Raw genomic sequence first — 13,716 nt, 5'->3', positions numbered from 1 at the left:
GCCGGTGCGTTGCCCGGCATTGCACATCAGAGATCAGGAAAAAATATGGAACAGTTACAAAGCGTTATTGAATCCGCCTTCGAACGTCGTGCTGAGATCACCCCCGCCAGCGTTGACAGCGAAACCCGTGATGCCATCAACCAGGTGATCGCCCTGCTGGACAGCGGTGCGCTGCGCGTTGCTGAGAAGATCGACGGCGAGTGGGTAACGCATCAGTGGCTGAAGAAAGCGGTGCTGCTCTCTTTCCGTATCAATGAAAACCAGGTGATGGAAGGGGCTGAAACCCGCTTTTATGACAAGGTGCCGATGAAGTTCGCCGGCTGGGATGAGGCGCGTTTCAAAGAAGCGGGCTTCCGCGTGGTGCCGCCAGCGGCGGTGCGTCAGGGTGCCTATATCGCCCGTAACACCGTGCTGATGCCTTCCTACGTCAACATCGGCGCATTCGTTGATGAAGGCACCATGGTAGACACCTGGGCGACCGTCGGCTCCTGTGCGCAGATCGGTAAAAACGTTCACCTCTCCGGCGGCGTCGGTATCGGTGGCGTACTGGAACCGCTTCAGGCTAACCCGACCATCATCGAAGATAACTGCTTTATCGGCGCGCGCTCTGAAATCGTTGAAGGGGTGATCGTGGAAGAAGGCTCGGTGATCTCCATGGGCGTTTACATCGGTCAGAGCACCAAAATCTACGATCGCGAAACCGGCGAAGTCCATTACGGTCGCGTGCCTGCCGGTTCGGTGGTGGTCTCCGGCAACCTGCCCTCTAAAGATGGCAGCTACAGCCTCTACTGCGCGGTGATTGTGAAAAAGGTGGATGCGAAAACCCTGGGCAAAACAGGTATCAACGAACTGCTGCGTACCATCGACTGATTTTGTGACGGGCTGGAAACCAGCCCGTCATCTTTTCTTTACACACATTCCCGAATAACATGCTTCGCGTCGCGAATTAACTGGTGCGTTTACATTTCAACCAGGTCATAATCCGCGCCAGTTAAATCCTGTCGCGCAATGTTCATCCCGCTTATTTGTGGCTAAAGTTATCGGACGTCATGAACAAGACTGCGCGCTTCTCACTTTATGATGGAAACAACGCTATGTATGACAATCTGAAAAGTTTAGGTATCAGCAACCCGGATGACATTGACCGCTACAGCCTGCGTCAGGAAGCCAACAACGACATTCTGAAGATCTATTTCCGCAAAGATAAAGGCGAGTTTTTCGCCAAGAGCGTTAAATTTAAATATCCGCGCCAGCGCAAAACCGTGGTTGCCGATCACGCGACTCAGGGCTACAAAGAAGTGCAGGAGATCAGCCCGAATCTGCGTTATGTGATCGATGAGCTGGACCAGATTTGCCAGCGCGATCAGGTTGAAGTGGATCTGAAACGCAAAATCCTTGACGATCTGCGTCATCTGGAGAGCGTGGTTTCCCACAAGATAACCGAAATTGAATCGGATCTGGAAAAACTGACCCGCAACGGGCGTTAATTTTCATGCCGACAGCGAAGGCCAGCACTGCTGGCCTTTTTTATGCCGCCCGCTTCCCCTCTCAGCCCTGCTCATCCAGCTGTAACGCCACATAGAGCAGCAGCCGATCGTCAAAATGGCCAAGATTGAGCCCGGTCAGTTCAGAAATCCGGTTAAGCCGATACTCCAGCGTATTGCGATGGATAAACAGCGCCCGCGCGGTGGCGCTCGGCTGGACGTTATGGGTGAACCAGGCGATCAGCGTGCGGCGCAGTAAGCCGTTGCTGTCCATACTCCTGAGCTTCGCCAGCGGCCGGGCCAGCTCATTGGCCTGCCAGCCGCCGCGCAGGCTGTCGAGCAGCACCGGCAGCACCAGATCCTGATAAAAATAGCTGCGCAGGTCGGGCATTCGCTGTTTGCCGACCATCATGGTGGTCCGGGCGGTGCGGTAGGAACGGGCGATGCTGCCGGGACCGGTAAAGAAGTTGCCCAGCGCGATACGCATCCGCAAATGGCCGCTCTCTTTCATCCGTTGCAGGAGCTGTTCAACCCGGCGGCGATGCTCCTCCTGATCGTAACGGCCATGCCCGTTCAGCGCCGGTTTCAGCACCACCATTTCCGTCAGGGAAACGATGGCGATCAGATTGTCCCGTTCCGGCGTGGTCAGCAGAGTTTGCAGCTGTTGCAGTTCTGACATCGCGCTGTCGACGCCGAGCTGCCCGCTATCCACCTCCACCACCGCCACCACCCGTGGCTGATTGAGATCGATGCCGAGTCGCTGCGCCCATTCGGTCAGCTGGGGCGACAGGGTATCGCTGCGGATCAGATTCAGCACCAGCTCTTCCCGCAGGCGGCTATCCTGCGCCAGCATATGCAGCAGCCTCGCCTGCTCCAGCATCATCTCCGCCGTCATGCAGACCAGCTCGCCATAGTGACGCAGCGCCAGCGGCTCGCCGGTCAGACCGATTACGCCGACAATATCGCCATCAATGCGCAGCGGCAGATTAATGCCGGGCCGCACACCATGCAGATGTTTAGCGACGGCCTCATCAATATCCACCACCCGCCCCTGAGAGAGCACCAGCAGCGCGCCTTCGTGCAATTCCCCAATACGCTCGCGATCGCCGCTGCCGATAATCCGGCCGCGCGCATCCATCACATTGACATTGCTGTCAATAATTTTCATGGTGCGCGCCACAATATCCTGCGCCAGTCGGGCATCAAGATGATAGGTAGCCATCCATTACTCCTGAAGTGAGGGGGGGAGAAACAGAATACGCATGCACCGCATCCAGAACATTGTGCAATTGCACAGAGGAGGACGGACTTTTGCTGAATTTGCGGTCAGCATCACACTCTGGCCGCTGCGGTTAGCCGCATAAAAAAGGCGGACCGGAGTCCGCCTGAAAGTTAAGGGGTTGCGCTTACTGCATCAGCAGATAGATGCTGCTGTCACCGCGTTTCACGTTCAGCGCCAGCACGGAAGGCTTAGCGTCGAGGATTTTACGCAGCTCGCCCAGGTTGGTGACAGGCTGCTGGTTGACGCCCTGAATCACATCGCCCTTCTTCAGACCGATGCGCGCGGCGGCACTGCCCGCTTTCACGTTATCTACGCGCACGCCTTTATCGCCGGTTTCGACATTGCTGAGATCGGCGCCTTCAATGCCGGTGTAGATAGTGGCAGACTGCACTTTCGCCTGGCTGCTCTGCTGCAACTGAACAGAGACATCCAGCGGCTTGCCGTCACGCAGCAGGCCAAGTTTCAGGCTGGTGCCAATCGGCAGTGAACCCACTTCCGCACGCAGCGAAGCAAAGCTGCTAAGCGGTTTGCCGTTCATCGAGACGATCACGTCACCCGCTTTAATCCCGGCTTTCGCCGCGGCGGAGTTTGGCAGCACCTGGCTGACAAAGGCACCGCGCTGCGCGTCGACTTTCATCGCTTTCGCCAGCTCAGAGTTAAGCTCGGTGCCCATCACGCCCAGCTCGCCGCGTTTCACCTGACCAAACTCCACCATCTGCGCCGTCAGGTTTTTGACCATGTTGCTTGGGATAGCAAAGCCGATACCGATGTTGCCGCCGTCCGGGGCCAGAATCGCGGTATTGATACCGATCAGCTCGCCGTTGAGGTTGACCAGCGCGCCACCCGAGTTACCCCGGTTAATCGCCGCATCGGTCTGGATAAAGTTTTCATAGTTTTCTACATTCAGACCGCTGCGTCCCAGCGCGGAGACGATCCCTGAAGTCACGGTTTCGCCCAGGCCATAAGGGTTACCGATCGCCACGGTGTAGTCGCCCACCCGCAGGTTGTCCGAGTCGGCAATTTTAACCGCGGTCAGGTTTTTAGCATCTTTGAGCTGAATCAGCGCAATATCGGAACTCGGATCTTTGCCGATCACTTTGGCGTCATAGCGACGGCCGTCGCTCAGCTGCACCTGAATCTTGGTGGCGTTATTCACCACGTGGTTGTTGGTGACCACATAGCCTTTTTCGGCGTTGATGATCACACCCGATCCCAGCGCGCGGAATTTCTCCTGCTGGGTATCCGGCATCGCTCCGCCACCCTCACCGCCCTGGCACATCGGTGAACTCTGGAACGGCGACCCTTCCTGGCAGAACGGGGAATTATCGCCAAAGAATTGCTGGAACTGCTGCGGCATGCGTGGGGTTTTTACCGTGTTGGTTCCCTCAACGCTGATACTGACCACAGACGGCATTACCTTCTCCAGCATCGGTGCCAGGCTTGGCAGCTGCTGGCTATCTGAAGCTGAAGAGGCCGTTTGCGCCGCAGAAACAGTAACAGGGGCGAGCGCCATTGACAGGCTCAGCGCCAGCGCACTTAACATTAACGTCTTTTTTTTCATTTTTCGTTTCTCTTAAAGATTACTGTTCAGACCATTGCTGTGGTCGAAAGGTGAGATAAATGTTTTAGCGCGAAGTTCCTTTAAAAGTTTCAGGCAAAAGTAAAAATTTATTCGCGCTCTTTACAATTGGCGGCTTATTCTACCGCCATCAACCGCCGATACTCATCCCAGGCATAAAGATCGGTCATGCCGCTGATATAATCCTGAATCAGGCGGAAGCGATAATAACGTTCCCACAGCAACCGCTGATATTTATGCTCGACCACCAGCGTCCGCATTTTATGCAGATAGGCTTTTCGATGCTTCCCGGAGAGCTTGTGAAACAGCCGGGTCTCTATCGGATGCTGACGCAGGAAATCCTCATTTATCAGCGTGGTAAAGGCTTCATAGGTCAGGCGCATCAGCGGCTGATAGATCTCCAGCAGCCCTTTGATCACCCGATAGCCCTGCAACTCCAGCTGCTCAACTTCCGCGTGGTTAAACACCTGCTGACGCGCCACCGTTTTAAACAGTTGCAGCAGACGCCCCTCCTCGCCATCATCTTCCAGCAGCGCGTGGTTGAAGCTGCCGTCAAATATCGCGGGCAGATTATCGACAAAACGTTTCACCGCATAGCTCACCAGTACGCTCTGAACATTTACGCGCAATGACATAAAAAATTGATCGCTGCGGCTGCGGCGCTTTTTACTACAGGCTTCGCGCCATGCTTCGCCAATCGTCCGGCTGAAGGCGTCATTACTTTTAACCGGTCCCCAGGCTTTATTCAGGAACTCATACAAACTCTCAACATTAAATATATCTTTTTCAACAGCGTCGTCCAAATCGGCAATACAATAGGAGATATCATCCGCCGCTTCCATTATATAGGTGAGTGGAAAGCGATGATGTTCTTTCATATTGGTGGCGGCACGCAGATCGGCAATATAATCCTGTTCGGAGAGATAAAAGCCCGGTTTCTTCATTAATGCGCTGAATTCGGCCGGTTTATCGCCCTGCCACCAGGCGGGTGCCGTATATTTCAGAATGCAGGCGACCTGCGAATAGCTGAGATTGAGTTGCAGCAGCGTATGCACCATCCTGATCGCCTGGGCGTTGCCCTCAAAATGGCAGAGATCCTGACGGATCATCGCGTTCAGCTGGTCGAAGGCGCGGCGTTGCGCTTCCCCTTCCACCCCCGCCACCAGCGGATCGACCAGTTCGGCGGGCAGATTATCTTCAAACCAGTCGTTGATCGCCGCCTCGCCAAAGTGACCAAAAGGGGGATTGCCCACATCATGCAGCAGGCAGGCCATCTCAATCAGGCTTTCAAACGCCCCTTCCAGCTCATCCAGGCCATACTGCGCCAGCCCGCCCTGCATTTTCAGGGTTTGCAGGATCTCTTTGGTGATATAGCGGCCGGTCTGCTGCACCTCCAGCGAGTGGGTGAGACGGGAACGCACCGCGGCGTTGCGCTCCAGCGGAAAGACCTGGGTTTTCTGCTGCAAACGCCGGATCGCCGCGGAGTTAATGATTCTGCCGCGGTCGCTCTCAAAATGGCGGGTGATGTAATATTCGCCTTCTGGATCTTTTCGACTGGTATAAGGGCGCGAGAAGCTGATCTTCGTCCTGAAATTGATCGCCGACATGGATTACCCCTTATTTTTTCGTGAATTAATCCCCTGAATGCCATGGTAGACTATGCCCTAATTTTTGATTTTTTACATTAGCGGGACTCATTATGAAAGCAGGCATTATTGGCGCGATGGAGCAGGAAGTCACACTGCTGCGCGACAAAATTGAAAACCGTCAAACGCTGTCACTGGCGGGTTGCGAAATCTATACCGGCACTCTCCAGGGCGTTGAAGTGGCTCTGCTGAAATCGGGTATCGGTAAAACCTCTGCCGCGCTGGGTACTACGCTGCTGCTGCAACTCTGCAAGCCAGACGTGGTGATCAACACCGGTTCGGCGGGCGGCTTAGCGCCTTCTCTCAAGGTCGGAGATATTGTGGTGTCGGAAGAGGTGCGTTATCACGATGCTGACGTCACCGCCTTCGGCTATGAGCCAGGCCAGATGGCAGGCTGCCCGGCGGCGTTTGTGGCCGACAGCAACCTGGTGGCGGCCGCGGAAGCCTGTATTCAGCAGCTGGATCTGAATGCGGTACGCGGTCTGGTGGTGAGCGGGGATGCCTTTATTAACGGTGCTGAACCACTGGCCCGTATCCGTCACCTCTTCCCACAGGCGATCGCCGTTGAGATGGAAGCGACCGCTATCGGTCACGTCTGTCATCAGTTCCAGGTGCCGTTTGTGGTGGTGCGCGCGATTTCTGATGTCGCCGACCAGCAATCTCACCTCAGCTTTGATGAGTTCCTCAGCGTGGCGGCCAAACAATCTTCGCTGATGGTAGAGAATCTGCTGGCGCGTCTGGCGCGTGGCTAAAGCTCTGCTGTTCTGCTGGCTGCTGCTGTTGAGCGGCAGCCTGCTGGCTTCTGCCCCGCGCGTCATAACCCTCGCTCCCCACCTCACTGAACTCGCCTTCGCCGCCGGCATTACCCCAATTGCGGTCAGCGCCTGGTCCGACTATCCGCCACAGGCGAAACAGATTGAGCAGGTCGCCAACTGGCAGGGGATCAGGGTCGAACGCATAGTGCAGCTCAGGCCGGATCTGGTGCTGGCCTGGCGCGGCGGCAATCCGCAGCGGCAGATCGACCAGTTACAGCAGCTTGGCGTGAAGATCAAATGGATCGACCCGCTGACGCTGGATGAGATGATCGCGGCGCTGGCCGATCTCGGACACTGGAGCCCCAGGCCAGCGCTGGCGGCCAGTGCGGCACAGCAGTTACAACAGCAGGAAGCGGCGCTGCGTCAGCGTTACGCACAGCTGCCGCCGGTGCCACTCTTTCTACAGTTTGGTCAGCAGCCGCTGTTTACTGCCGCTAAATCCACGCTGCAAAATGAGATCATTACCTTATGCGCTGGCAGGAATATCTTTGCTGACAGCCGCGTCAGCTGGCCGCAGGTCAGCCGCGAACAGGTGCTGATGCGTCATCCGCAGGCGATTGTCATTGGCGGCGATGCGCAGCAGGCGGAAAATATCCAGCGGTTCTGGCAGCCACAGCTCAGCGTGCCGGTGATCGCCATCAACGATGACTGGCTCAGTCGCCCCGGTCCCCGCCTGCTGCTGGCCGCCCGCCAGCTCTGCGCCGCACTCCATACCGCACAATAAAGCGCCCCATCGATTAAAGAAAACGCTTTTTTTGCCGTTAATCAGAGTATGAGACGGCGCGCCACGTATGCTCTCCGTCCTTTTCAGCGCGAAGCGCTTTTACAACACCAGGAACCTGATATGACCAGAGCACTGCTGCTGGCCATCGGGCTGACGATCGCCGGATCGGCGGTTGCCGGATCGATAAATGGCGCTATCGGCGTCAGGCTAGTCATCTATTCACGTTGTGAAATTAAGCTGCCGGCGGCTCAGCCGACACCGCAGATCAACTGCGGCAGAGCGGCAGCCGCGCAGCCGCGCGTGACTGACAGCACGCTGTCAGGCGTGGGAAGTCAGAAGCAGGGAAACCGGCTGATTACAGTAGAGTGGTAAAAACGAGGCCGTCGGGGTGACGGCCTGCGCGATCAGATACTGAATGAGGAGCCACAACCGCAGGTGGTTTTGGCGTTCGGGTTGGTCACGATAAAGCGCGAGCCCTCCAGACCTTCGGTGTAATCCACCGACCCACCCACCAGATATTGCAGGCTCATTGGATCAACCACCAGCGAGACGCCCTGCTTTTCAATCGTCATGTCGCCATCATTCATCTGGTCGTCAAAGGTGAAGCCATACTGGAAACCACTGCAACCGCCACCGGTGATATAGACACGCAGTTTCAGCGCCGGGTTCTCTTCGTCGGCAATCAGGTTCTTCACCTTGGCGGCTGCGGCGTCGGTAAACTGCAACGGCAGTGCTACTACTTCATCACTCATGTTTTACTCCGGTAAACGTCCAGGTCAGAAAACGACCTCAATTACGCTATTATCAGTCAGCACCTCAGCGCAATCAAGCTCTGCCCTTCGCACTCTGTGCCGCTTTGACGCCGGTTAAGGGTGCCGGGGGTGAATCCACCTTTCGTCTGCTGCCCCTCTTCCGTAGAATGGCGTAATATTTTTCTGAACCGCTGGAGCCGAAAATGAGTAAGTCTGAACAACTGTTTGCCGAGGCACAACGCCTGATCCCGGGTGGGGTAAACTCGCCAGTACGCGCATTTACCGGTGTGGGCGGCGTTCCACTGTTTATCGAACACGCCGATGGCGCTTATCTCTATGACGCTGATGGCAAAGCCTATATCGACTATGTCGGTTCCTGGGGACCGATGGTGCTGGGCCATAATAACGCCGCAATCCGCAATGCGGTGATTGAAGCCGCACAGCGCGGTCTGAGCTTTGGCGCACCGACCGAAATGGAAGTGACGATGGCGCAGCTGGTGTGTGAGCTGGTGCCGAGCATGGAGATGGTGCGGATGGTTAACTCCGGCACCGAAGCCACCATGAGCGCCATCCGTCTGGCGCGTGGCTTTACCGGCCGCGATAAAATCATCAAGTTTGAAGGCTGCTATCACGGTCACGCCGATCATCTGCTGGTGAAAGCGGGTTCCGGTGCCTTAACGCTTGGTCAGCCCAACTCGCCCGGCGTACCGGCTGACTTCGCTAAGCATACCCTGACCTGCACCTATAACGACCTCGATTCGGTGCGCAGCGCTTTTGAGCAGTTCCCGCAGGCGATTGCTGCCATCATCGTTGAGCCGGTCGCAGGCAACATGAACTGCATCCCGCCGCAGCCCGACTTCCTGCCTGGCCTGCGCGCGCTGTGTGATGAGTTCGGCGCGCTGCTGATTATTGATGAAGTCATGACCGGTTTCCGGGTGGCGCTGGGCGGTGCTCAGGCGCACTACCATGTGCGGCCGGATCTGACCTGCCTCGGCAAGATTATTGGTGGCGGGATGCCGGTGGGTGCGTTTGGTGGCCGTCGCGATGTGATGGCGGCGCTGGCTCCGACCGGTCCGGTCTATCAGGCGGGTACGCTCTCCGGCAATCCGATTGCGATGGCGGCAGGTTACGCCTGCTTAACGCAGATTGCCCGGCCGGGCACCCATGAGAAGCTGGACGCCCTGACCCGCCAGCTGGCAGAGGGGCTGCGCGACGCGGCGCAGCAGCACAATATTCCGCTGGTGATTAATCACGTTGGCGGCATGTTTGGTATTTTCTTCACCGAGGCAGAGAGCGTGACCTGTTACGCCGATGTCACCCGCTGCGATGTGGAGCGCTTTAAAACCTTCTTCCATCTGATGCTGGAGGAAGGCGTTTACTTCGCGCCATCCGCCTATGAAGCGGGCTTTATGTCGCTGGCGCATAGTGAAGAGGATATTCAGCGCACGGTCGATGCGGCGCGTCGCTGTTTCGCGAAGCTGTAATTTCGACAGCGTTGAAGGAAGAGGACCGGCAGCCGTCGCCGGTCCCGGATTTATCACAACCCGGTTCAGGGTAAATCTTACAGCAACGCCAATCTCCACGCGCAGGGAACACGGTCAGAGGAGGAAAGCGTCCCGCGCCAGGGACGGCGCGGGCCGAGCGGCCAGGGATTGGCTTAAGCGACTTTCCGATCTGACCGTGTATCCTTCGCAGGCTCCATCTCAAAGCTAATCGAGCCAGACTTTGTAAACACTCTCAGACCGGCTTTTGCCGGTCTTTTCTTAACCTGAACGCCGCAGCAGCCAGATAAAATAAGGCGCGCCTAAAAAGGTCGCCATCAGCCCGGCGGGGATCTGATCCGGGAACGCCAGCATCCGTCCGCACCAGTCAGCCAGCACCATCAATCCGCCTCCCAGCAATCCCGACAGCAGCAGCTGTGGCAAAGCCCGCCGGAATCCCAGCATTCGCGCCATATGCGGAGCCATAAGTCCGACAAAACTCAGCGGCCCGATGGTCAGCGTGGCGCTGGCGGTCAGCGCCGCGGCCAGCAGCAGCAGACTTAGCCGCGCGGGGGTTAACGCCATACCGGCCGAGCGCGCGGTGGCACTGCCCAGCGGCAGCAGCGTCAGCCAGCGGCTGGCCAGCGGTGCCAGTGAAACCAGCAGCAGCGCACAGACCGCGCTCTGCATCGCCTGACTGCCGCTGATGTTATAGGTGGAGCCGGAAATCCAGCTCAGCAGCCCGCCCATACGCGGATCGCCACTGGCCAGCAGCAGCATCAGCAGCGTGACAAAGGCGCTGTTAAGCGCCATACCCGCCAGCAGCATCCGCTCAGGCGAGAAACCACCGCGACTGGCCACCGCCATAATCACCAGCAGCGTCAGCGCCGCGCCCAGCGCCCCGGCGGGCAGCAGCCACGCCAGCGCATCGCCCGGCACCAGCAACATCACCACCACCACGCCACATGCGGCACCTGAACTGATGCCCAGCACTTCCGGGCTGGCCATCGGATTGCCAGTCAGCCGCTGGATCAGGCTTCCCGCCACGCCCAGCATCACTCCCGTCACCAGCGCAGCCAGTACCCGTGGCGCGCGCCACGGCCACAGGGCATGCAGCATCTCGCCCGCCGACCAGCTCCAGCCCTGCGCATCACGCCCAAACGCCAGCCCCCACCACGCCAGCAGCGCCAGTATGACAAGACCAATCACTGCCCAGCGCCACAGATTCTGCCGCTCGGCGGGCACCTTATCGCCCTGATTCAGGGCGGGCGGCACCGAGCCGGTACGCAGACGCGGCAGCAGCCACAGCAGAATCGGCACGCCCAGCAGCGCCGTGGCGGTGCCGGTCGGAATATCGCGCCAGTGCGCGCTGAGCCACACCACGCAGCTATCCGCCAGCCACAGTAGCAGCGCACCCATCAGCGGTGCCAGCAGCATCCGGCTGAGCAGCCGCCGTCCGCCCAGCAGCTTCGCCAGCAGCGGCGCAAACAGCCCGATAAAGCCGATGATCCCGGCGACGTTCACCAGCTGTGCACTGAGCAGGATCGCCAGCGCCAGTCCACCGATGCGCGCCACAGAAAGCGCCAGACCGAGGTTTCGGGCGACGCCATCATCCAGCCCCATCAGCGTCAGCGGCCGCAGCAGCGCCAGCGCAAGCAGCAACGCCAGCAGCAGACGCGGCCAGAGTTGCTGCACATTTTCCCAGCTCATCTGATTCAGCGCACCGCTGCTCCACAGGAACATGTTCTGCAACTGGTCATGATTGAAAATAGCGAAGATTTGGTTCACCGCGCCGCTGTAGAGGCTTAGCACCAGCCCGGCGAGGATCAGCGTCACCGGCGAGAGCCGCTTACTCCAGGCGACGCCAAACACCAGCGCCCCCACCAGCAGAGCCCCGCTCAAGGCGGCAAACTGCTGCGTCAGCGCGCCACCGGGCAGATGCCACAGCGTCGCCACGGTAATACCGAGCTGCGCACCGGACGAGACGCCCAGCGTGGTCGGTTCCGCCAGCGGATTACGCAGCACCTGCTGAAACAGCAGCCCCGCCAACCCCAGCCCGGCACCCACCAGCAACGCCAGCACCGTGCGCGGCAGCAGGCTATAGTGGAACACCATCTGCGGCACGCTATCCGTTGCGGGCGACCAGAGCGCCTGCGACCATCCGGCCAGCGGCAACGCCTGTTGCAGATTGACCAGCGTCAGGCTGAGCGCCAGCAGAAACAGCAGGCTGAGCAGCAGCGCGGGAAACAGAATGTGGCGCATCAGGATCGCTCCAGCGCGTGTTCCAGCACGCGAACAAAGTGCAGCGCCGAGAGCGTCGCGCCGTAGTACCAGACCGCCGGCACCCGCTGAAAGCGTCCGCTGCGCACAAACGGCATCGACTGCCAGAGCGGACTGCGCATCAGTTGCGCCATCTCCGCATCGTTGTCGTGATCAAAGCAGATCGCCTCGGCATCACCGCATTGCGCCAGCTGTTCGATGCCAATCACCGCACTGCCCCAGAAGTTAGTTTCACCCTGCCAGCCATTTTTCAGGCCCAGCAGGGTCATCACTTCCAGGAACAGACTGTTTTTGCCAAAGGTGATGGCGTGACGACTGTCGAGCAGCGACATCAGCAGAATCGTGCGCCCGGCATAGGGAGCCAGACGCTGACGCGCCGCCGCCAGCTGTTCATCGACCTCGCGCAGGTGCTGCTCCGCCCGATCGCTTAAGCCCAGCCGCGCCGCCAGCTGACGCAGCGAGGCGCGGGCGGCGCTGAAGGGTTTGCCATCCCCGCGGTGCAGGTCGAAGCCCATAATTGGCGCGATGCGCATCAGTTTCTCTTTCGGCGGGCCGTAGCCGTTGGAGCAGAGGATCAGCGAAGGCTGCATCTGCGCCATCAGTTCAAGATTGGGTTCAGTGCGCAGGCCCACGTCGATCACCCCACCAGGCAGTGCCGGCTGGCCCACCCAGATGTTGTAGTTGTGCAGATCCGCCACGCCATAAGGGGTAATCCCCAGCGCCAGCAGCAGTTCGGTGGGTAGCCACTCCAGCGCGATAATCCGCCCGAGGTTCGGGCTGGCGGCACGTAACGGCAGTGAACAGAAAAGCGGCGAGACCGCCAGCGCCAGCATCAGTCGGCGGCGATAAAGATCGGGCATCATCCTTTCCTTAACAGACAAAACTGACCGGCGCGCCACCCTGCGGGTGCGGTAAAATACCCATCGGAATACCGTAAATCGCACCCAATACCTCAGGCTGCATAATCGCCTCCGGTCCCCCCTCTGCAATCATGGTGCCCTGACGCAGCGCCACCAGGCGATCGCAGTAGCGCGCCGCCATATTGATGTCATGCAGCACCGCGATCACGGTTAAGCCGCGCGCCAGGCTGAGATTTTTGATCAGCGCCAGCACCTCAACCTGATGGGCAATATCCAGCGCTGACGTCGGTTCATCCAGCAGCAGACAGCGGCTGTTCTGCGCCACCATCATCGCCAGCCAGGCGCGCTGCCGCTCGCCGCCCGATAAGCTGTCCACCAGCCGTCCGGCAAAAGGCAGCAGGCCAACCTGGGCAATCGCATCCTCCACCCGATCGCGATCCTCCTGACCAAACCGTCCCAGCGCGCCGTGCCAGGGATAGCGGCCAATCGCCACCAGCTCCCGCACCGTCATCCCTTCGGCGGCCGGTAGCTGCTGCGGCAGATAGGCCACCGCACGGGCAAAGGCTTTGCTGTTCCAGCGCCCGACCGGCTGCTGATTCAGCAGTACCTCGCCGCGGCTGGCCGTATGGTGACGGCCCAGCATTTTTAACAGCGTTGATTTGCCCGAGCCATTATGACCAATCAGCGCGGTCACTTTACCCGGCTGAAACGTCAGTGACAGCGGCTGAAGGAGGATACGACCCGGCACTTCAAAACTGGCATTCTCCAGCGTGAAGGTCGCCTCGTCTGCGTGCGGATGCGGCATGGTTATTC

General features: G+C 58.8%; 13 protein-coding genes. 6 read left to right on the top strand and 7 right to left on the bottom strand.

Features of this window, described 5'->3' with window-relative positions; translation table 11 throughout:
- The first annotated feature begins 45 nt into the window (after positions 1-45).
- Both dapD and ACCW71_RS11945 read left to right on the top strand, forming a co-directional pair.
- A complete protein-coding gene (dapD, locus tag ACCW71_RS11950) occupies positions 46-870 on the top strand; it encodes a 2,3,4,5-tetrahydropyridine-2,6-dicarboxylate N-succinyltransferase (RefSeq protein ID WP_436371583.1) in 825 nt (274 codons plus the stop codon).
- A 224-nt stretch (positions 871-1,094) separates the two neighbouring features.
- Positions 1,095-1,487 (top strand): DUF3461 family protein, encoded by a 393-nt coding sequence (locus ACCW71_RS11945; protein ID WP_010254085.1) that lies wholly within the window; start codon positions 1,095-1,097, stop codon positions 1,485-1,487.
- Between the two features lie 61 nt (positions 1,488-1,548).
- On the opposite strand, the gene ACCW71_RS11940 is transcribed toward ACCW71_RS11945, so the two are convergent.
- The 3 genes from ACCW71_RS11940 to dgt all read right to left on the bottom strand — a co-directional run bounded on the left by ACCW71_RS11940 (position 1,549) and on the right by dgt (position 5,952).
- On the bottom strand, positions 1,549-2,706 hold the full coding sequence (locus ACCW71_RS11940; protein ID WP_436371580.1) for a CdaR family transcriptional regulator: 1,158 nt from the start codon (positions 2,704-2,706) through the stop codon (positions 1,549-1,551).
- Between the two features lie 184 nt (positions 2,707-2,890).
- Complete coding sequence (gene degP, locus ACCW71_RS11935; RefSeq protein ID WP_436371578.1) at positions 2,891-4,327, bottom strand: serine endoprotease DegP; 1,437 nt, start codon at positions 4,325-4,327, stop codon at positions 2,891-2,893.
- Positions 4,328-4,461: 134 nt separating this feature from the next.
- Complete coding sequence (dgt, locus tag ACCW71_RS11930; RefSeq protein WP_436371576.1) at positions 4,462-5,952, bottom strand: dGTPase; 1,491 nt, start codon at positions 5,950-5,952, stop codon at positions 4,462-4,464.
- Between the two features lie 92 nt (positions 5,953-6,044).
- Here dgt and mtnN point away from each other — a divergent pair, with 92 nt between their 5' ends.
- From mtnN to ACCW71_RS11915, 3 genes are all read left to right on the top strand, one after another.
- Positions 6,045-6,743, top strand: a complete 699-nt coding sequence (gene mtnN, locus ACCW71_RS11925) for a 5'-methylthioadenosine/S-adenosylhomocysteine nucleosidase (protein ID WP_436371574.1) — start codon at positions 6,045-6,047, stop codon at positions 6,741-6,743.
- Positions 6,736-7,530, top strand: coding sequence for a vitamin B12 ABC transporter substrate-binding protein BtuF (gene btuF / locus ACCW71_RS11920; protein WP_436371572.1), 795 nt, complete (start codon positions 6,736-6,738; stop codon positions 7,528-7,530). Before mtnN ends, btuF begins: the two co-directional genes overlap by 8 nt.
- 120 nt (positions 7,531-7,650) lie before the next feature.
- Positions 7,651-7,902: a hypothetical protein gene (locus tag ACCW71_RS11915; RefSeq protein ID WP_436371570.1), complete on the top strand. Its 252-nt coding sequence runs from the start codon at positions 7,651-7,653 to the stop codon at positions 7,900-7,902.
- 32 nt (positions 7,903-7,934) lie between these two features.
- Here ACCW71_RS11915 and erpA read toward each other — a convergent pair whose 3' ends face one another.
- Positions 7,935-8,282, bottom strand: a complete 348-nt coding sequence (erpA, locus tag ACCW71_RS11910) for an iron-sulfur cluster insertion protein ErpA (RefSeq protein ID WP_436371568.1) — start codon at positions 8,280-8,282, stop codon at positions 7,935-7,937.
- Positions 8,283-8,485: 203 nt separating this feature from the next.
- Between erpA and hemL the strand changes: the two genes are divergently transcribed.
- On the top strand, positions 8,486-9,766 hold the full coding sequence (gene hemL / locus ACCW71_RS11905) for a glutamate-1-semialdehyde 2,1-aminomutase (RefSeq protein WP_436371566.1): 1,281 nt from the start codon (positions 8,486-8,488) through the stop codon (positions 9,764-9,766).
- 279 nt (positions 9,767-10,045) lie between these two features.
- Here the strand turns inward: hemL and fhuB are convergent, their stop codons facing one another.
- Genes fhuB through fhuC form a run of 3 tightly spaced genes read right to left on the bottom strand, consistent with a single transcriptional unit; the run spans position 10,046 to position 13,708 of the window.
- Complete coding sequence (gene fhuB / locus ACCW71_RS11900; protein ID WP_436371564.1) at positions 10,046-12,025, bottom strand: Fe(3+)-hydroxamate ABC transporter permease FhuB; 1,980 nt, start codon at positions 12,023-12,025, stop codon at positions 10,046-10,048.
- Positions 12,025-12,903 carry a Fe(3+)-hydroxamate ABC transporter substrate-binding protein FhuD gene (fhuD, locus tag ACCW71_RS11895; protein ID WP_436371659.1) on the bottom strand — a complete coding sequence of 293 codons (879 nt, stop codon included), beginning with the start codon at positions 12,901-12,903 and terminating at the stop codon, positions 12,025-12,027. Before fhuD ends, fhuB begins: the two co-directional genes overlap by 1 nt.
- Before the next feature lie 10 nt (positions 12,904-12,913).
- Entirely contained in the window at positions 12,914-13,708 is a 795-nt protein-coding gene (fhuC, locus tag ACCW71_RS11890) for a Fe3+-hydroxamate ABC transporter ATP-binding protein FhuC (RefSeq protein WP_436371563.1), read from the bottom strand.
- Positions 13,709-13,716: the final 8 nt, after the last annotated feature.

It is taken from the genome of Pantoea sp. C2G6 (genome assembly GCF_051336815.1).
Classification (GTDB): domain Bacteria; phylum Pseudomonadota; class Gammaproteobacteria; order Enterobacterales; family Enterobacteriaceae; genus Pantoea.
This window is presented reverse-complemented; position numbering and strand designations above follow the sequence as displayed.

Bases quoted from the DNA above. Each gene is read 5' to 3' on its own strand.
- ACCW71_RS11940 (WP_436371580.1), bottom strand. From the start codon at position 2,706: ATGGCTACCTATCATCTTGATGCCCGACTGGCGCAGGATATTGTGGCG.
- ACCW71_RS11915 (WP_436371570.1), top strand. From the start codon at position 7,651: ATGACCAGAGCACTGCTGCTGGCCATCGGGCTGACGATCGCCGGATCG.
- ACCW71_RS11945 (WP_010254085.1), top strand. From the start codon at position 1,095: ATGTATGACAATCTGAAAAGTTTAGGTATCAGCAACCCGGATGACATT.
- degP (WP_436371578.1), bottom strand. From the start codon at position 4,327: ATGAAAAAAAAGACGTTAATGTTAAGTGCGCTGGCGCTGAGCCTGTCA.
- fhuD (WP_436371659.1), bottom strand. From the start codon at position 12,903: ATGCCCGATCTTTATCGCCGCCGACTGATGCTGGCGCTGGCGGTCTCG.
- hemL (WP_436371566.1), top strand. From the start codon at position 8,486: ATGAGTAAGTCTGAACAACTGTTTGCCGAGGCACAACGCCTGATCCCG.
- mtnN (WP_436371574.1), top strand. From the start codon at position 6,045: ATGAAAGCAGGCATTATTGGCGCGATGGAGCAGGAAGTCACACTGCTG.
- dapD (WP_436371583.1), top strand. From the start codon at position 46: ATGGAACAGTTACAAAGCGTTATTGAATCCGCCTTCGAACGTCGTGCT.
- erpA (WP_436371568.1), bottom strand. From the start codon at position 8,282: ATGAGTGATGAAGTAGTAGCACTGCCGTTGCAGTTTACCGACGCCGCA.
- fhuB (WP_436371564.1), bottom strand. From the start codon at position 12,025: ATGCGCCACATTCTGTTTCCCGCGCTGCTGCTCAGCCTGCTGTTTCTG.
- fhuC (WP_436371563.1), bottom strand. From the start codon at position 13,708: ATGCCGCATCCGCACGCAGACGAGGCGACCTTCACGCTGGAGAATGCC.
- dgt (WP_436371576.1), bottom strand. From the start codon at position 5,952: ATGTCGGCGATCAATTTCAGGACGAAGATCAGCTTCTCGCGCCCTTAT.